The organism is Pseudoalteromonas aurantia 208, from assembly GCF_014858725.1.
In the GTDB taxonomy this organism is placed as follows: Bacteria; Pseudomonadota; Gammaproteobacteria; order Enterobacterales; family Alteromonadaceae; genus Pseudoalteromonas; species Pseudoalteromonas aurantia.
The window spans coordinates 21308-40763 of the sequence record NZ_AQGV01000011.1 but is presented as its reverse complement, the minus strand read 5'-3'; the positions used below and the strand labels follow the sequence as shown (position 1 = coordinate 40763).

Sequence of the window (19456 nt, the reverse complement as noted above, 5' to 3'; positions counted from 1 at the left end):
ACTGACAATAAAGCCTTAACTCACAGAATAAAAATTACGAGTTACCTCTCATTTTAGTATCCGACTAATTCAATTTGTTGAAGTAATTCAGCAAAATAATACCCCTGAGCACCTTGTACACCCAACTGCTGAAGGCAATTAAGCTCGGCTTGCGTCTCAACGCCCACGGCATAAACAGGTATGCCAACCCTTTCGGCTTGTCGTACTATTTGACGAACGCTGCGTTGCTGCAATTGATTTGTATCAATATGGTGCACCACTTCAAAAGACAGTTTTATGGCTTCCATCGCAGGTATTGCACGCAGTGTTTTACCAGGTAAAACATCGGTTACATGATCCAGCAACACACCCGTTCCCAGTTTTGATAGCTGACTAAAAGCAGATAATAACGCGCGGTGATGATGATAATAGTCATAAGCCGACACTTCGAATTGTACTCGAGAAGCTACGCCACTGTCTGTGATTTTTTTTACTAGCCAACTAACAAATGTTTCATCACACCAGTTGATATAGTGTAAGTTAATACTTACCTTTGTTTTATTGGCTTCTTTCTGTAACACTTTCAACGTATGCGTCACGATAGTCTTATCTAAGGTGTTAATATGCTCACTACTGTGAATTTGTGGAATAAACTGTTTAGCTGAAATTAAACCCAGTTGACTGTGTCTTACTCTAAGCAATGCTTCACTTTGTTTAATATCTTGTTGCTTGAAACAAAACAAAGGCTGAAAAAATAAAACAAACTGCCCTTTATGGATATACGCTATAAAATCATCTTCACTACTTTGCATGGTCGTTGCATGTGTTTTGTTTAACGGTACCATATGCACATGCTGCCACACATTGTTCACAGCAACAGCGAGCGCTGAACGGGCTAACTGGTATACCTGCGTTTGATCTGCTCTTGCTTGATAATAACAGGCACCGATTTTAACCGTTTTACGAGACAAATCTGGACGCATAATTAAAAGCGCCTGAAAAACAACTTCATGTAATCGCTTCTCAATTTGGCTTACATCACCAAAAGGAATGCGCTCAAATGTCACAGCGAGCGCTCCCGAATTAAGGTACTTCACCGAACACTTAGTATAATTAGAAAAATGCTTTGCTAAAATAACGGAAAAGTGCTGCTGAGCGTCTATTTTTGAATCAATGACATACCGCCATTTAACTAACGCAAACACATTAAAAAGTGAGTCGTCCGACTTTCTTGGCTCAATTGCAGCGGGCAGTGCCACACTACCCGAAGTACTCATTTGCCTATTTTGCGAATAGAAGGTTTTTGGCCTCACTCGATAAACTAGCCACCAACGATAACAGAAAACTAAAAAACCAATAAATAACACATTAAAAAAGAGTAACACAGCTGCGTACTGCTCGATTATGGTGGGGTGTGATAAGGTTAATTTCAGTCCGTCAAATACAAATACTTCATGTTCTAATGATCCGCCAACTTCCTCTGACAAGACCGAATCAAAACCATATTCCTGTGCAATTTCTGAAATTTGCTCATTTGTTCTATGCTGTGTCGCTAATTGATGTACCTCTTTTACAATCTCAACCCCCTTTTGATGTGTTTTCAAGTGTAATAAATGAACCAATAAAGCATTCAATATCAAAATAGTTGCAACCGAAAATGCGACAACATACAGCCGTACAACGCGGGAGTTTAACTGCTCTATAAATTGCTTCATTGCATCGCTTAACTTCGCTTTCAGTAGCTTAAGTGTTGTCTAGAAGTATATAAAACTCAAGGTTAAGCTCGATAAAAAGCACAACCCTATAATATCTAATTAATGACAGGAAAACCCCGATTCACCACATGATATATGTAACGTAACTAAGAATTGAAGGCCTCTTTTGATATTTGTTCAATGTCCAATACGAACACGTTTTACATCTGCGACTTACCATCAGGATCAGTAACCCTCATATAACAACAATTTCCTTAAACATAATCCCTCGACTACACAGTAATTATTGATAAGGGTGTACATTGGATATAATATAAACACAAAATTTTAACAGTTGTACCTCATATGGAATATGTTCGCACATGGCTACGTTAACCACGGACCTAGATATCAAAACAACTTTTCGTTCAGACTATTACAAACTACTTAATAAAATTGGTGAAGGAGGATTTGGGCTCGTTTATAAGGCAAAGCAAGTAAGTACAGGGCAAATTGTCGCAATAAAATTTCTCTCACTGCCACACGAACTGGTTCAAGATAAAAGACGTCGCTATATCGAGCGCTTTCACCGGGAAGTTGATTTAATTGGCCGCTTGAATCACCCCAATATCGTGCAATTAATCGATAAAGGTCAACAACAAGATTCTCTACTTTACGCCGTGTATGAATACATTGATGGGCAATCACTTCGCGACAAATTAATTAACTCAGGTCCTTTTGAACCCTCAGACGCTGCACATATCATGGCGAGTGTATTAGATGCCCTTGCCCATGCACATGACAAAGGTGTTATTCATAGAGACATAAAACCAGCAAACATAATGCTCTACCGTGTAGGTGCAAATACACACGTTAAAGTACTTGATTTTGGCATTGGGGCATTAAGACACGAAGCTCGTCAGCTTGATTACAAAAGTATTACATTGACGCAAGAAACCTTGGGTACTCCATCTTATAGCGCACCAGAGCAGCTCAGAGGAGAACCTCCAATACCTCAAACTGACATTTATGTTTGGGGACTTGTGTTTTTAGAGTGCCTTACTGGCCAACCTGCCATTTCAGGTAGTAGCTTAGCTGCTATTTTTCATCAACAGTTAAGTCCCTCCAATGTACCTTTAGGGCTTTTAGCGGGCCATGAGTCCGCAAATCTCTTGCGTCGTGTATTAAGCAAGAAATCCCAAGAACGCCCAGCAAGTACAACCGAACTTTATCACCATTTTAAAAAGCTGAATTTCTCTAATTTAGTTGGCTCTCTTTCTTTTCAAACCAACCGTGATAATAGAGGAATTGTACAATCTAACGATGACGATGAAACGCAATACTACGATGCTCGCTTATCATATACTCGATTAACTGAGCGAAAACAAGTCTCTGTGCTTTGTGTCATTATTAGCACGGTTCAAGAAGCTACAATCGGCAATGAAGAACAAGACATTCTTGACACGCTCCATGCTGATCAAATGCAGCAATGTATCGATATTGCTGTGAGGTATGGTGCCTACCATGTTGGAAACTTAGGCGATACATTACTGTTCTATTTTGGCTACCCGCAAGTCACCGACAATGATAGTCGTTTATGTAGTCGCACAGCTCTTGAAATTGCCAGCAATTTACATAAAAAAAATGCGTTACTCAAAAAAACACAAGGTGTGACATGTTATGCCCATATGGGCATACAAGTAGGGATGATGGTGAGCCTAGCGAATAACATGCCGGAAGGAAAAACCGCACATGAAGCGATGAACCTGTGTCGACAAGCCCCGCCAAATCAAATTCTTTGCTCTGAAAACGTAAAACATTTGCTAGATGGCTATTTACATTTTGATATGTGCAATCAAGTAAATCTTACTCATAGTCAAAATGACCCAATATTCATTTTACATGGAGAGCGTCAATTAGAGGCTTTTGGGTTTCTTAGAGGCACCAGAAAAAATTCCATTTTTGTTGGTCGCCAGCCTGAACTGAGAACATTACACACCCTACTTACGAGTCAATTAAACCCTGACCGACCTAGGTGTGTACATATTCAAGGTGAAGCAGGTATTGGCAAATCACGTCTAGTTTTTGAGCTGCGCACTCAGAGTAAAGCGTTGCGTCACCTAGTTGCACAATGTTTACCGGAATATAGAAACAATGCGCTGTTCCCTATCATCACGTTGTTAAAATTTAAATATTCGCTTGATGCCCTCACTGATACCCAAGCATTAGGTGTCCTCAAACAGGCAATACAAAGAACATTTTTGACTCAAGAAAAGCAAGAACAAGGGCTGTTAATTTTATCCGCGTGGTTAAATCTCCCATTGCCAGAGCATAATAACGCCTCGAGTTTATCTCCAGAAATACAAAAACAAAGACTATTCGATATTTTAGTGCACTTGTTATGCCAGCCCTCTGAGCTTTACCACAATGGAGCAGCCGTTGTCAGGCATTTGTTTATTTTTGAAGATATGCACTGGGCAGATCCAACCAGCCAGGAATTCATTGGGTACTTTGTTTCAACCAGTGTATTTCGAGAAGGTGCTCACAGCTGGCTAACAACTTCAAGAGAGTCTCAGCCTGCGTCAGTTGACCCTCATTTATTCACTCAGCTATGTGTGCCAAAGCTAAATAAAGAAGATACAACTTCTTTTATCACTTATTTGTTTGACCACCAGCCTCTCGCATCAGGCCTGCTTCAAGTGCTTCAAGAGCGCACTGATGGTATTCCATTGTTTATTGAAGAACTGGCATCATCATTACAAAAACAAAAACTGGTCCATAAAATAAACGGGCAATTTGACTTCGTGAGTGAAGATAAAAAAGCCCTTGTACCCATGACGTTACGAGATTCATTACAGCAAAAGCTTGATCAGCTGCAATCAGGAAAAGACACTGCACAACTGGCGGCAGCAATTGGTCGCGAATTTGATTACGCGCTGCTTGTCTCTGCTTCTGATAAAGATGAAGCACAAATACAAAATGATTTACAAGCGTTAATCAATACGGAGCTTGTTTTCCAACAACGGCAAGTGGATGGCGATAATTATATTTTTAAACATGCCTTAGTAAGAGATGCCGCTTATGAAGCGATGTCTCTTCAACAAAAAGAACAAATTCACTTACAAGTAGCTAAGTCTTTAGAGAAGTCGTTGGAATATAATGCCGATTTGTCTATGTCTTTAATTGCTAGGCACTTTTTTTTAGCGAAACAATACCGCGAGGCAACCGAATACGGTTTAAAAGGTGTTCAACAACAAGTCACTTATTCAGCAAACGTCGAGGCACTTGAAGCTACCAAAGAGGTTTTAGACTGGTGTCAACATATTAAAACTCCCACAGTTGCTATCGAGCTAGAAATACAAATCCTCGGTGCTCAAATAGCCCCAGTTTTATCACTAGACGGATATGGAGGAGATAGGGTAGCCCATATAACCCAGCAGATCCCTGCACTTGTAAAACAACTAAATGAGTTAGCGCCGACAGGTAATACACACCTTCGAAAATTAACCAAAGATAAAAGCGACTGGGTATTATTCCTGAATTTATTCTACGAATCACAACGCGAAAAAGCGGGGGTCTTAGGCCGAGAAATGATGGCCGATGCTATTGCGCATAATGACACCCAAAGACACATGATGGTTGCAATGATGTTAGCCGAAGTCTACTTTTTTGATAGTGATATAGACAACGCGTTGGCTTTGCACGAAAAGGCGATATCACTTTGGGACCCTGAGCGCGATAAAAATTGTTACCGCGATTACGGTATACATCCTCATGTACAGAATCTCGCGATGGGTGGGATGTACTACTTGCATAGCGGTGATATTTCCACAGCAGCAATTAGGCTCGCCCAAGCCGAATCATTAATTACTGATGACTTAGATGACATATCTAGAGTCTTTGTCTACTTATTTCAGGCAATTAATGCAATTCACTTAAATGACAACCAACAAATCAAAGACAGTATGCACGCTTATGATCGTCAATATGGTAAAGGAACCTCCGTGGTACATCATACTGTATACCTGAGTGCGCTTTATGCCTTTGCAACGGACGATTTTGAATTAGGCAACTTAAAAACAAATATTATTAGGCAATCTGAGCAAAACATTTCCACCGCTAGATGGTGTACTTTTTTAGCCAAACTGTACATGAAACATCATCACTTTGATGAAGCAATCAAACGCTTTAGAGATAGCTTTGCCATTGCACAGCGGAATAACACATTTATATGGTTTCCATATATCAAAACAACGTTAGCGAAATGCCTATTTTTAAAAGGTTATCATGAAGGAGTAAGCAACCCTGTGAGTAATGAAATCAAGCAACTCTTACATGATTCAATACAATTAGCGTGGCAAAAAAACTCTAGGTGGTCTGCCCTCGAAGCACTGCACTGTTTAAAGGCAATTGCGCCTGAGCTGATGACAAGTGATTACAATCACAAGCTTAAAGAGTTAACCATGTACATGAACGAACGTGGGCTACAAAACGTCACGTATAAACCTGATTTTATATACTAAGCGGTACCTAAGTGCGTTAAGTGCAATCGCATAACCCTAAAAGCAAGAAGGAACGAATAATGAGCAATACGTCTTCAAATATAAATAATATTGTCGTTACTGACAGACTCGTACTGAACCATATATGGCCGAACGTGCTCGCGAGATACTGGCAACGTTGTGATGAAGGAGATTGTGTAAGGTGCCTATATGACATCCTAAAATATGACCTCAACATCCAAAATGTTACAGAAGTATACCGCGATGAACAAGGTAATGTAGTTCCGTCGCCTGCTGGTACGTATGATCCAACATCAGCACATATTGTCAGTACCGTTGGTGAAGAAGTATTAGTGACACTGCAAGCTATTGATAACGACATCACATACAACACCGGCGATTTATTTAAGCCTCTCAATGGGTATGAGCATCTTTTCGGTAAGCTACACGTCAAAATCCCCCCTGTAAATTCGCTTTATCATATGTTTAATTCTGAAAACACCGCAAATAAAAACCAAAGCCAAGCTGATATTATTGCTAACTTTCAATTACTTGGTTTTTACTTCCCACTAAGCCAGCTGTTTGATGACTATGATACAAAAAACCGCCCTGCTACTCCCTCATTTTGTAATGAAAACGCAGGCAAGACAGATCCCGAGCTCGCTCAAAACTGTGCCACTAACATCATTGACAGCTTGTCTTGCGCTATTATTTCCTGGTACCTCTTTACATATGACACGAGTAATAATGAGGCATTCATTAAAGGTTTAAAAGCCGAACTATTGAACCTGCTTATCGCACAGCATAAAAAAGCGGGAGAGCAACCCAATAGTGTTGGACAATTATTCGACCGTGGTGGGGCTTTCGCCTTCACCGAAGACGCCAACTGGGAATACTTTGTACCTAGGATGGTTGCCTATAATTGGAACAGTCGATGGCAAAAAGCGACGATTCGTTTTTCAAGTAGCTTAACGGGTGAAAAGACTTTTAAAACCATTAAAGCGAAATTACAAGACTCTAAAGCAATTATTGAGGCACAAGAAAAGAGCCGCAGTGAACTTAAACAAGGTATTTCTAAAGAGCATATCTATCGGGAATTTGTGCATCATTTCCCTAACCTACAACCCGATATAGCAAACACATTAAAGACCGCTGGCTTAGAAAAAATTATTAATGAGAATTTTAAAAACACCATCACCGGTGGAGATCAATTATCTAGCTACCCAGAAATGCTAGAAACTCTAGGATATACCATCCCTCCAGGATTGAAGATTTACATACACTATGCCACTGAGTTGCCAAAAAGCGGCGAAAGGTGGCACCCAGCTGAGTACGCAAGTGAACTTGAAGTCGTACTACCGTCACCACCAGAAATACTCGATGTTGGGGCTTCTGCAATAGCCGATTTTACTGCATTACGCGCCAGCCAGCCATTCACTGTAGGCTAAGAAGTATATTATAAAAAGCTGATATATGAGTACATTACATTGCTAAATCACTCTGTAGTGTACTTACTACCGATTCCCTTTTGAACGATACTTGCATGAAGTCTAAAATAGATAACGCACATAATACGAATTATGAACTGGATGGATTCTCTCTGCATCCTCATAGTATTAACCCTGCCGTGGTTGCTGATGCATTAACAGGTACTCAGCAAGTACTCGAAGGCCGTTATGATACTGGTATTGCGCCTTGGAGCACCCCTGATGTAGGCAATGATGATCAAGTGCAAAGAGTTCAACAAATTCACCTTGCTAATTACGCAATAAAAGCATTATTAACTTCCCCTGTAATTGGTCAACTCGCAGCACAAATCACTGGCGCAAGTTGCGTTCAAATTGTACTCAGTCAACTATATTACAAACCGCCAAACAGTGGTCAAGGAGGTGAAGTTGGTTTTCACCGTGATAACGACTATATTTCAGCGTTTACCTCTGGCGTAATAAATGCTTGGTTGCCTCTGGTTGATATGTGTGCAGCCATGGCGCCTCTCACTTATGTAAACCAATCACATTGTTGGCCAAAAAAATCTCGTTACTCTGGCATAGCACAACACAATCTTCACCAACAGCGACAACTGCTAAAAATTGATTCTCTTCCCCACCCTTGGATCGAAACGCCTTCGATAACAAATGCAGGAGATATTGCCTTTCATCACCCAAAAACTTTGCATGGCAGTGCCGAAAACACCACTGACACAGGGAGATATGCCGTTAGTATGTGTTTAATAACAGATAAAGTGACGTTCAGTACCAATGAAACACGCGCTAGAGAAATGCTAAAAGACAACACGACATACCCAATAATTTATGAAAAATAGTGCCAGCAATCCCATTCATAAAATTGAAATGACACCGTAACATCATTATAAAGGACAACCCAGATGTATGACTCAGACCGCCATGTTGTAGAGCCTTTCGCTATGTGGCAGCAATATGTTGAAAGTACTATTTTCCAAAAATACCCGCTTACCTGTGTATACGACACGCCCGCCAAAAAGCGTGAGCGTATTTTAAAGTTTGGACCTCAGGGTGGCATTGACCTTCCCCCTATATTCACAATTGGCGATATTCCTATCATCAATAATTGGCATGACACAGAGCAACTTGCCAGCGCTTATTTGAATACAGACAGTATTGAACAACGTGAGCAAGCAATGTCGGGGGAGCAACAACTTGATTCCATGCGGCAAAGTAATATTGATGTAGCGTGTTTATTCCCTACTTTCGCTACTTTTATCGTCAATCATCAACAGCTACCCGCTGAGGTATCTCTTGCTTATGCTGATGCGTATAATCGTTGGCTTCACAATTATTGCCAACATGCACCAAATCAGTTAAAAGCAGTGGGCCTGATCAGTCGTCATAACCCAAGCTCTTTACTTAGACAATTAGAACAAATAATAAGCTATGGTTGGTCTAGTATTGTATTGCGTCCAGAAGTCATCGCTAATCGAGACTTAGGTCACCCTGATTACGAGTCTTTTTGGCAAGCATGTGAGTTTAACAATATCGCGGTTGCATTTCATGGCGGCTCTTGCCTTCATGGCTCAACCACCGGCAACCAACGCTTTAGTGCGAGATTCTCATTGCACGCATGCTCTCATCCAATGGAAGCACAAATGGCGTTTGTGGCTTTACTAGAAAGTGGCGTACTAGAAAGATACCCAAAATTGAAATTCGCTTTTTTAGAAGCTGGGGCATCTTGGTTACCTTCTTGGTTATGGCGTTTGGATAACATTTGCTTCCCTGAATTTCCAAGCCTAGTAGAAAGGAATATCAAAATGCTACCTTCCGAGTATTTTAAACGCCAATGCTGGGTAGGTATTGAGTTGGGCGAACCTTGTTTACGCGAAGTCATCAATATTATTGGCCATAAAAAGTTATTATATGGCACAGACTTTCCACACCCAGACCATTTGCATTTCACGACTGAGAATATAACTGACCAGTTGAGCGAGTTAAGCGAGACTGAGTGCATTGATATCACTATTAATAATGGTCTAGAGTTTTATGAGTTAAAAATCGATGAACATGGGTCCAGTGCGACCAATCTACCTACTGAATCACATCATATCGTAGCAGCTTCACACTTAGAGATGGCAGATTAAACAGTGGCAGTATTTAATGAGCACTATCAGTGGCACCCAAAATTCTTTGTGGCTCCCTACCGGGATACCCACTACCGATTATTGGCAGAGTGCGATACCCACCTGATTGAAATAGAGCAGATGGACGCATTACATTCGATTTTAACGCAAGGTAAAAGTTTAACTGAAATAAGTTCGCTCTGTTCTAGTAAGATCATTGTGAGCCTTAGAACACTTTTGCCAGTACTTGTACAAGCAGGCTTCATTTTACCACGCCAAAGTCTTGCGCAAGTCAGTCATTACTATGTGCCCCAATATACTTTGCCTCCCAAAATAAACAATAATAGTCGCTGGAAAGAAATCATCTGGTTATCTAAACCTGATTTACCCTTTGATTTTGAAAGCGTCTCCCTCCCTGACTCTATATTGGAGCAAACAAGCCTCGTAATCGTAGACGATTACTTAGATCCGCGACTATCTGCGATTAATCAAGCATATCGTGACAATCAAGTTCAATGGTTAATCATTAAAGTGACGGGGGAGCGCGCGTTTGTCGGGCCTTTGTTTAACCCCTTAGCTGAAAGTGCATGCTGGCAATGCTTGCAGCACCGTATGCTAATTCATAGTGCTTTACGTTGGTTCACTGATAGTCAAGACAATGCTTCCATAGAGCCTTCAGTCCAAGCCTTAGCGCCAATTCCGATTCATTATGATACACATCGTATGCAGCAGTTTAAATCACAGGCCGAAAGAGTCATTCCTGAATTAATGAGTGATCACCACCTCAATACGCTTTATGAAATAAATGACACCACGATGACAATCCATCCGGTCATTAAACGCCCTCAATGCCAAAGCTGCGGAGATCCCCATTTATTCAAACACAATACTAAGCCTATTAAGCTAAGCCCTAGCAAAAAGTTAACCCATGACGATGGTGGCTATAGAACGGTACCAGTAAGTGAGACCCATGATAAACTTCAAAAATTAGTCAGCCCCATTAGTGGCCTACTGACTCACTGCCATACCGAATCAAGCTCTGAAAAGGGGGTCAATCAAATATACCGCAGTGGGTTCTTTCAAGTACCACGTCGACCGCTCTCTTTTGACTCAAAAACTCCGTTGCCTGTTTTTTGGTATAGCTCTATGGGCAAAGGGATTACTCCCATGCAATCTAAAGTTAGCGCATTGAGTGAAGGAATTGAACGTTTAGCATCTCAATATCAAGGCGATGAACCTACACACTTAGCAACTCCACCTAAAAACTCTGATAAATACATACTACCACAGCAGTTATCCCCTTTTTCAGACGCTCAGTATCAACATTTTTCATCCAAAAGTAATGCCCAACATAATTTGTATTCTACACAACCATACGATGGAGATACGCCATTACACTGGAGCCCTGTTTGGTCTTTAGTTACTCACAAACAGTGCTTTGTGCCAACCAGCTTCTGTTATGATCACTGTCCTTTTGAAGATCAAAAATACAGTCGTTTTTATCACAATGGGGGCGCAGCCGGAAATACCTTAGAAGAAGCCCTTTTACAGGGATTCCTTGAAATCATTGAGCGAGATGCTATTGCCATTTGGTGGTATAACCAAGTACCTAGAAATAGCGTTTGCTTAAAAGGGATCAATAACGAGTTATCACTTCAGCTATCAAATACGCTGGAGCAACATTGCGATTATTGGGTCTTGAATATTACCACCGATTTTAACGTCCCTGTATTTGCAGCAGTCGCACATAACAAAATCACTGAACAATTTAGTTTAGGTTTTGGTTGCCACATTGATCCCACTATCGCGATACACAGAGCGTTAACTGAATTATGCCAAATTTTCGAAATACGACACAATCATACAGCCCCTTTTGATTTTGATGAGATAACCAACAAAGATTTTCTATTTCCTCTTCAATATTCCGCGGAGAGTACTAATGAAATTAGGCGGCCCTATAACTCAGATATCTGTGACGATATACAACACTTACTAGATTGCGCAAAAAGCTTAACACTTGATGTACTCGTACTGAATTACACTCGTCCAGATATGTGTTTACATACAGTAAAAGTAATCATCCCAGGTACATGTCACTTATTCCCTTACTTTGCATCAGAGCGCCTTTATTCTGTGCCTGTATCTATGCAGCTACAAGCCAAGAGAAAACTAGAATCACAACTGAACCAACATGCACTGTTAATTTAACCCAGCTCAATAAGTACCCATGTACTTACCGGCTACTTGTATTAAGGCTATTCCAATGAAAGACAAATACACAAAAGATGGGTTTGTTGTGTTAGAACAAGACAAAAACTGGCAAGCACTAAAAAATGAGATCTGTTATCAGTTTACTCGGATCTTTACAAACTCAGCCGCCAATAAAATCCCTGCGGCGCTGTGTTGGAATATCGGAGAACCGAACAAAATTCAAAAAATCGACACAGTGCATATGCTCAGTCATTCTGTATATCGATTAATTTTTTCACCGTCACTTATTCAGTATATCATCAACCTCACAGGTGCTCACAAAATTCAATTGAACTCATCTCATTTATTTTTTAAACCAGCCCATAGCGGTAACTCTGGCAACGTTGGCTGGCACACTGACTATAAAAATAGTCGATGTAATAAATTAAACATCATTGTTGCATGTATCCCTTTAAACCCGATCAGTAAACACAGCGGCAATATGAAGTTTGTAAAGGGTTCACATTTGTGGTCCGGCAATACTGAACATGATTTCAATGATGGCGCGCCATGTGATCTTGAATTGCAAACCCAGAAGCTTGTTGACATAACACCTAAGAATGCGGGCTATCAGGAAGTTTATGCGTACTCAAATAATGATGAATTCTCTATCCATAACGGTAATACTTGGCACTGTAGTGGACCTAATAGTTCCGATGTTTTCAGGCTGAGCCTGTCAATTTCACTGCATATACAAACCGACGCTTTTGGCTATTGTTTGCCCGACAATATTCGTAACCCAATAATTTATAATAAAAGTTATTTATAATGAATACTAATCAATTGATCTGGCACCCTAAGTTTCTCCCCTATCGCTTTGAACGCATAGGCGTGTTACTTATTGCTGAACATGAATTTTTTTGGCTCAGTGAACGCGATTACCCTGCTGTAACGACGATTAATGATACTCTTGCACAACCGCTTCAAAACGCATCAACAATTGCACACTCAACGGTACACTGCGCCACATTTTTATATCGCGCCAATCAGCTAGTCAAACATAAAATCTTATGTAATAACTCTGACCCCATGACAATTAAGTACCGCCAACCATCTCCCCAACTATGCTCACAACTTTACGTCAGCGATAACTTTGAGATCAAAAGTATATCCTCAGCAGCCTCTGACTTCTTAAAGCTATGGAGCATGAAACTTCAAACCGTACTCAAGTCAAAAGAAAAAAACCGTGCAGATAAGTTACATATATTACTCGTTGATGACTTACTCGATAAACAACTCTTGCCTCTAACCAAAAAACTCGATAAATACTGCGTTATCAAAGTTACCGGAAATATACTGCAATTCACGCCTATTTTTAGCAAAAAACGTAACACGTCACCGCAAAGTTTAGCCACTAAAAAAGCCAGCTTGCGATATCTTCAAGATCTACTTCGGCAAAACCGTCCCGTAAACCACTTTATTGCCTGTCAAAGCGAGGGGCGAGTAGCGTTTGCACCATACGAGTTGCGTCATGAATTTTTAGAGCCTCAATGGCAAGATATACAAAGATTACTAAAGCAGCAAATGGAGAGTCATCATTGTGAGCTACTACAATATGATATAGCCAATGATCAAACATCAACTCACCTAATTCCAGAAGATAGGCGCGTACTTACACTACAAAAGACATTATTTGGCCAACCTATTTTATTACAAAGCAGCCCGATCACATACAATACAGATGGTGGTTCTCGGACTTTAACACCAGAACAAACCATATTAAAAATCATGCCCTTTGTAGACCCTGTAACGGGCTTTATCAGCCACCTGAAACCACTTGAAACAAAAGATGAAGGGCCAATAAAAATTTATCAAACAGCTTTTTTTAAAACGCCTTTGGGAAAACATATTAACCGCTTAGATAATAGTAGTTTCGTACAAAGTTGTTTAGGCAAAGGGGTTAGCCACGCACAATCGCAAGCAAGTGCATTGTGTGAGGCAATAGAAAGGCGTAATGCGCAGTACCAAGGGAATGAACCCTTTCACATTTCAACGGCTCACTCATTGAACGAGCGACACATGAGCTTTCATCAGCTGGCCCCCTTTAGTGAGAAGCAGTACGCAATGTTTTGTGACATTAATAATCCAGAATCTCAGCGCAGCCAAGCTGTCAGACGGTATCACAGTGACTCCATACATTGGTTTGCGAGTTGGTCATTATCCAATAACGAAAGAGTGTACCTTCCTCTAAGTATATGCTTTGCTAATATTCCTTTTACAGACGACTCTTTTGGCCGCTGGCATTCAAATGGTGCCGCTGCCGGTAATTCATTGGAAGAAGCGATACTGCAAGGGCTATTTGAACTGATAGAGCGTGATGCAACGGCCATCTGGTGGTATAACCAAATACACAGACCTGCATTTGAGCTTTCTCGTATTGCCTTAGATTACTTTGCTCCTTTGAACGACACGCTCAAAGTCAGCCACAATTTTTGGGTGCTCGACTTAACCCATGATTTTGGTATTCCGGTTATGGCGGCTGTGGGAGAACATCTGCATAATGGCGGTCTCATTTTTGGTTTTGGTTGCCATTTAGAGCCTGAAATGGCTGCACAAAGAGCACTCACGGAACTCTGTCAATTAATTCCGGTTAGAGACCAAAAGAATGCACCATTTGATTTTGATGCCATAACCAAGCGCCCTTTTCTCTATCCGCAAAATGTACCGGTTGAAAGTGTTAAATTGGTAACTGACAAAGATATTAAAAATAATATTCAGGCTGTGGTTGCAGCACTTGAAGAGCAGAACATTGAAGTGTTAGTTGTGGACTATACCCGAGATGAGTTACCCATAAATACGGCAAAAGTCATTGCACCTGGTTTGTGTCATATATGGCCACAACTGGCTAATCAACGCCTGTATCAAGTGCCTGTCGATTTAGGTTGGGTGAAACAGGCAAAAAATGAATCAACCATTAATCAGCAAGGACTCTACGTTTAAAGCGCTAAATATATTTACTATGACGATATCTTCGAGACTCCTTTATTCAAAAGGCTTTCTCTCGAAGGTACTATCTCTAAAATGTATTCAAGTACAATACAACCTAAACATCACATCAATACCTCTGGTAACAAGTAGCAAGCATATGGGCTTTATGACGAGTCAATAATAATGACTTATTTGATAGCGGTAATTAGATGTAATATTCATGTAATAGACATACATATACACCTTGCTAGTCTAAAGTTGAATATATAGCAAGGACTTAATAAAAGGACATTACGCATGGCAGAGTTAAAAATTAATGCATCACAAGAGCTAGTTTACCTTTCAAAATATCATTTAATAGGTCGTAAAGAAGATGCTGTCAATACTCATATTAATCACCCCAATGTATCTCGTATACATATGCTGATAGAATGGAGTGATAATAGTTGGCATGTGAAAGATATGAGTAGAAATGGTGTCTGGCTAAATAACAAACAGCTGGATGTCGATCTTGAATACCCTCTATCAATAGGCGACACGATATCTCTCAATGCAACAGCCGATTATACATTCACCGTTACCAACCTAGATAAACCACTCGATGCATTAGTGCCTGACACAAAACAAACTGTTCACCGTAATCAGTTACCCAAAGCCATTTTCCTTGACGAGTTAAACTTACTGCCCAATGAAACAGCGCCTGAAATTGTGTTGTCATATAACACTGAAGAAAAACGCTGGGTATGTGAAAATGCTGAAGATATGACATCCCACCCAGTTTCTGAAGGAGAAAAAATCTATTTTGCAAACACGCAGTGGAAACTTGTCACTGGATCTGACGAAAATGATATCGCAACGGTGGCACTTAATCAGCAAGAAGAGGTTGAGCTAAAGTATATATTTCGTATCAGTCAAGATGAAGAGCACACTGGGTTAAAAGTAAAACATAACAAAACAATGATTGATATGGATGTACGTTGTCATCATTATTTAACCGCCTTACTCGCCCGATATAAAACAGATATGCTAAAACAAGAAGCTGATGACGGGTGGGTCTCAATTAAAAAGTTGTCAAAAGACTTAGGGCTCAGTGAGTGCCACATTAATATTCAAATACACAGAGCTAGAAAGCAATTAATAGAACAGTTTAAACGTATTGGGCTTGTCGCGCCGTCACTAATTGAACGCCGTACTGGCTATGTACGCTTTACCTCTAATAATTTCAATATCTTTAAAGGCAGTGCACTAGAGTATTGAGACAACTCTCTCGTCAATACATTAGGCCACCTATCACCTACTCAACACGCAAGATGAGTAACATGGTCACGCTAATTTAAGGTATTTATCAGTAAAAACTAACCATGCAGCCAACAATATAAATTCGTTTGCAATCTATAATAAACAAAAACCCAGCAAAAATGCTGGGTTCGTCATAATGACTTGTAAAATATGTGCTTAATTTAACACTTTTACATTTAACGTTTCCTAGAACGGAATATCGTCGTCAAAATCAATTGGCGGTTCCATTGGGTTTGATGCGCCGCCAGCAGGAGCTGGCTTAGGTGCAAATCCGCCTTGTTGCTGTGGTGCACTTTGTTGAGGTTGTGCACTTTGTTGAGGTTGTGCAGGCGCAGCTTGTTGCGGTGCAAACCCACCCGCTTGTTGAGTGTTACTCTGTTGTGGCGCACTCTGGTTTTGAGGCGCAAAGCCACCTTGTTGGTTCTGGGCTGGCTGAGAGTAGCCCCCTTGCTGTTGTGGTGCTTGATTATATTGTGATGGAGCTTGTGGTTGTGAATAACCACCTTGTTGTTGGCCTCCACCTTGGTACTGACCACCGCCCTGCTGGTCGCCACGACCACCTAACATTTGCATTTGACCACTAAAGCCATCAACAACAATTTCAGTTGTATACTTTTCTTGACCACTTTGATCAGTCCATTTACGTGTTTGAAGTTTACCTTCTACGTAAATTTGAGACCCTTTACGGCAATACTCGCCAACAATTTCAGCTAACTTTCCAAAAAAGACTACACGATGCCATTCAGTCTTATCGATCATTTGGCCCGTGTTTTTATCTTTGTAACTATCAGATGTTGCTAAAGTAATGTTTGCAACGCCATTGCCATTCGGCATATAACGTACTTCAGGATCTTGACCCAAATTACCAACCAAAATAACTTTATTTACACCACGTGCCATGACACCTTCTCCTCACTCTATTGCAAACCAAGCACTTGCTTAGCTTGATTTAAATCAAAAATTTTATCGTCTATTTTCAAATAGCTACGGCTTTCTTCTGGTACCACCGTTGCTTCAATAACACCAGGTAACGTGATCAGTTTATCTGCAATATCTTTCGCTTTTTCGCCTTCAGACAAGCTGACTAATAAACTAATTATTTTACTCTTTGGTGGGATCTGCATTCGCCATGCGATTACCAACCATATTACCCCAACACAGGCCACCGCGGCAAACACTCCATGCGGATTACCTTGCTGTGCAATATAACCCCCTAATATTCCACCAAGAAATGCACCAAAAAATTGTCCAGACGAAAATACTCCCATTGCTGAACCTTTTTGATTCGCTGGTGACAGCCTTGCGACGAGTGCTGGCATTGTCGCTTCTAAAAAATTAAAGGCAATAAAATAAAGTAACATACATAAAGCAATACCAATAACAGAATCAATCACCAATACTAAAGTTAATGAGCTTGCGATTAGTAATCCAATACAACCCAGAAAAGCTTCTTTCTCTTTTTGCTTTTTCATTGCAATGATCATCACCGGCGCCATCAATATAAAAGCAAGTAATAAAACAGGAATATACAATTGCCAATGTTGTGGAGCCGCCAGTCCCCCTGTAATTAATTGCCCCGGCAATACCACAAATAACGTCGTTAAAGTAAGGTGCAGCAGCATAACTCCGAGGTCTAAACGTAATAATTGTGGGTGTTTAATTAAACGACGAATATCGACAAATGTAGCTACCGTATCGCCCTTTGGCGCCCGTTGAACAGCACTCGGTACCAAAAATACAATAATCAATATCCCCGAAATGGCCAGTATTGCAGTGAGCCAAAACACCCCTGATATACCGAATGCAGAGGCGACCATTGGGCCTAATAGCATGGCCACGGCAAAACTCAAGCCAATGCACATACCTATCACGGCCATGACTTTAGGACGTTGTTCATCGCGACTTAAATCCGAAGCGAGGGCAAGCAGAGCACTGGCAATTGCGCCCATACCTTGTAGAGCACGTCCTGCTGTCACCCAATAAATTGAATCAGCTGTTGCGGCAACAACAGAGCCCAATGCAAATACAATGAGCCCCATAATAATAATCGGCTTGCGACCAAATTTATCTGAAAGCCACCCCATCGGAATTTGTAACAATGCTTGCGTTAACCCATACACTCCGATAGCCAGCCCAATCCACATGGGGGACACATGTTCTAACGACTGCCCATAAATGGCCAGCACTGGCATCAGCATAAATAAACCCAGCATGCGAAATGCAAATACGCTTGCCAAGGAGACCGCAGCACGTTTTTCTAATCGATTTAAAGAGTGAATGGACATGTTTCTCATTTTTGTCAGCCAGCTTTAACGCGCGACAGTCTAACAAAAAAACTCAGTCTAACTTATATTTTTTTAAGATCTGAGCTAATTTTCCAGAGTTTTTGATAGCAATAAAGGCTGCTTGTAACTTCTCACGCTGCTCCTTTGAAATCGTTTGCTTGCTAAATGCATAATAAACAGGGTCTTCATTCACCACTAATGGACTAATGGTGATGGCCACAAAGTCAGGATTATTCCTTTTTTGATACAAAATATTGTATTTTTCTTCTAAAAAGCCAGAAATGCGCCCATGTCTTAATAAATTCAGCTTAAGTTGATTATCTGGTACATAGATAAAGTGACTATCCACGTCGAGCTCTTGCACCATACGTTTATCAAATGCTTCTCCATAATACGCATCTCGTTGTATTGCCACCGGAGAAGGAAGTGTAAACAACGATTCAACTGTAGGTACGTCAAACACTCTGTTGGTGTTCATTGCAAAAACAATGGTTTCCATTCTCTGCGGTCCAATAAAGTACGCGTATTGCATTCTCAGCGCTGTTTTAGATACGCTGAGCATCATATCAATCTCTCCTATTTCAAGCATTTTCAATGCTCGTCCCCAAGGCACACTGACGAACCGATAGGTACAATGAGCCTCATCTAACAGAGCTTTGGCAAAGTCGACATCTAGCCCATGCCAATTTAACGACTTGTCTAATTTTGATTGTGCACCATAATCTTCAAAACGCACCACATATTCGCACGCACTTGTGCCAAATGTGAGTATCATCAACAGACCTATCACACCATATCGGACAACATTCAAAATAACGACTCGATAATTGATCCCAGTGATTAGTTTAGTTCGTTTAGCAAAGATACGTTAATTTCACGCAAATTATGCGATACTGTTTCGCTATCACCACCGCCATTAAACTTTGT

The 19456-nt window shown here is 40.6% G+C and carries 12 protein-coding genes; 8 read left to right on the top strand and 4 right to left on the bottom strand.

Annotated elements, in window-relative coordinates:
• Positions 1-53: 53 nt before the first annotated feature.
• Entirely contained in the window at positions 54-1694 is a 1641-nt protein-coding gene (locus PAUR_RS02750; protein WP_192506297.1) for an EAL domain-containing protein, read from the bottom strand.
• Positions 1695-2056: 362 nt separating this feature from the next.
• On the opposite strand from PAUR_RS02750, the gene PAUR_RS02745 reads away from it, so the two are divergent.
• The 8 genes from PAUR_RS02745 to PAUR_RS02710 all read left to right on the top strand — a co-directional run bounded on the left by PAUR_RS02745 (position 2057) and on the right by PAUR_RS02710 (position 16202).
• Positions 2057-6196, top strand: a complete 4140-nt coding sequence (locus tag PAUR_RS02745; protein WP_192506296.1) for a TOMM system kinase/cyclase fusion protein — start codon at positions 2057-2059, stop codon at positions 6194-6196.
• 59 nt (positions 6197-6255) lie between these two features.
• Positions 6256-7623 (top strand): hypothetical protein, encoded by a 1368-nt coding sequence (locus tag PAUR_RS02740; protein ID WP_192506295.1) that lies wholly within the window; start codon positions 6256-6258, stop codon positions 7621-7623.
• Positions 7624-7718: 95 nt separating this feature from the next.
• The gene (locus tag PAUR_RS02735; RefSeq protein ID WP_192506294.1) at positions 7719-8498 is read left to right on the top strand and encodes a phytanoyl-CoA dioxygenase family protein; all 780 of its coding nucleotides are present in this window, start codon (positions 7719-7721) and stop codon (positions 8496-8498) included.
• A gap of 63 nt (positions 8499-8561) precedes the next feature.
• Complete coding sequence (locus tag PAUR_RS02730; RefSeq protein ID WP_192506293.1) at positions 8562-9788, top strand: amidohydrolase family protein; 1227 nt, start codon at positions 8562-8564, stop codon at positions 9786-9788.
• Positions 9789-9791: 3 nt separating this feature from the next.
• Positions 9792-11975: a TOMM precursor leader peptide-binding protein gene (locus tag PAUR_RS02725; protein ID WP_192506292.1), complete on the top strand. Its 2184-nt coding sequence runs from the start codon at positions 9792-9794 to the stop codon at positions 11973-11975.
• Between the two features lie 55 nt (positions 11976-12030).
• Positions 12031-12786 (top strand): phytanoyl-CoA dioxygenase family protein, encoded by a 756-nt coding sequence (locus tag PAUR_RS02720; protein WP_192506291.1) that lies wholly within the window; start codon positions 12031-12033, stop codon positions 12784-12786.
• Entirely contained in the window at positions 12786-14957 is a 2172-nt protein-coding gene (locus PAUR_RS02715) for a YcaO-like family protein (RefSeq protein WP_192506290.1), read from the top strand. Before PAUR_RS02720 ends, PAUR_RS02715 begins: the two co-directional genes overlap by 1 nt.
• A gap of 285 nt (positions 14958-15242) precedes the next feature.
• Complete coding sequence (locus PAUR_RS02710) at positions 15243-16202, top strand: FHA domain-containing protein (protein WP_192506289.1); 960 nt, start codon at positions 15243-15245, stop codon at positions 16200-16202.
• A gap of 228 nt (positions 16203-16430) precedes the next feature.
• Here the strand turns inward: PAUR_RS02710 and ssb are convergent, their stop codons facing one another.
• The 3 genes from ssb to PAUR_RS02695 are packed head-to-tail and all read right to left on the bottom strand — an operon-like array spanning position 16431 to position 19304.
• Positions 16431-17144 (bottom strand): single-stranded DNA-binding protein, encoded by a 714-nt coding sequence (gene ssb, locus PAUR_RS02705; protein ID WP_192506288.1) that lies wholly within the window; start codon positions 17142-17144, stop codon positions 16431-16433.
• 17 nt (positions 17145-17161) lie between these two features.
• Complete coding sequence (locus PAUR_RS02700) at positions 17162-18529, bottom strand: MFS transporter (RefSeq protein WP_192506287.1); 1368 nt, start codon at positions 18527-18529, stop codon at positions 17162-17164.
• A 52-nt stretch (positions 18530-18581) separates the two neighbouring features.
• A complete protein-coding gene (locus tag PAUR_RS02695; protein WP_192506286.1) occupies positions 18582-19304 on the bottom strand; it encodes a substrate-binding periplasmic protein in 723 nt (240 codons plus the stop codon).
• Between the last annotated feature and the right edge of the window lie 152 nt (positions 19305-19456).

Coding starts and splice junctions, on each gene's coding strand:
- PAUR_RS02745 (WP_192506296.1), top strand. CDS start 2,057: ATGGCTACGTTAACCACGGACCTAGATATCAAAACAACTTTTCGTTCA.
- PAUR_RS02730 (WP_192506293.1), top strand. CDS start 8,562: ATGTATGACTCAGACCGCCATGTTGTAGAGCCTTTCGCTATGTGGCAG.
- PAUR_RS02740 (WP_192506295.1), top strand. CDS start 6,256: ATGAGCAATACGTCTTCAAATATAAATAATATTGTCGTTACTGACAGA.
- PAUR_RS02720 (WP_192506291.1), top strand. CDS start 12,031: ATGAAAGACAAATACACAAAAGATGGGTTTGTTGTGTTAGAACAAGAC.
- PAUR_RS02750 (WP_192506297.1), bottom strand. CDS start 1,694: ATGAAGCAATTTATAGAGCAGTTAAACTCCCGCGTTGTACGGCTGTAT.
- PAUR_RS02715 (WP_192506290.1), top strand. CDS start 12,786: ATGAATACTAATCAATTGATCTGGCACCCTAAGTTTCTCCCCTATCGC.
- PAUR_RS02710 (WP_192506289.1), top strand. CDS start 15,243: ATGGCAGAGTTAAAAATTAATGCATCACAAGAGCTAGTTTACCTTTCA.
- ssb (WP_192506288.1), bottom strand. CDS start 17,144: ATGGCACGTGGTGTAAATAAAGTTATTTTGGTTGGTAATTTGGGTCAA.
- PAUR_RS02700 (WP_192506287.1), bottom strand. CDS start 18,529: ATGTCCATTCACTCTTTAAATCGATTAGAAAAACGTGCTGCGGTCTCC.
- PAUR_RS02695 (WP_192506286.1), bottom strand. CDS start 19,304: ATGATACTCACATTTGGCACAAGTGCGTGCGAATATGTGGTGCGTTTT.
- PAUR_RS02735 (WP_192506294.1), top strand. CDS start 7,719: ATGAAGTCTAAAATAGATAACGCACATAATACGAATTATGAACTGGAT.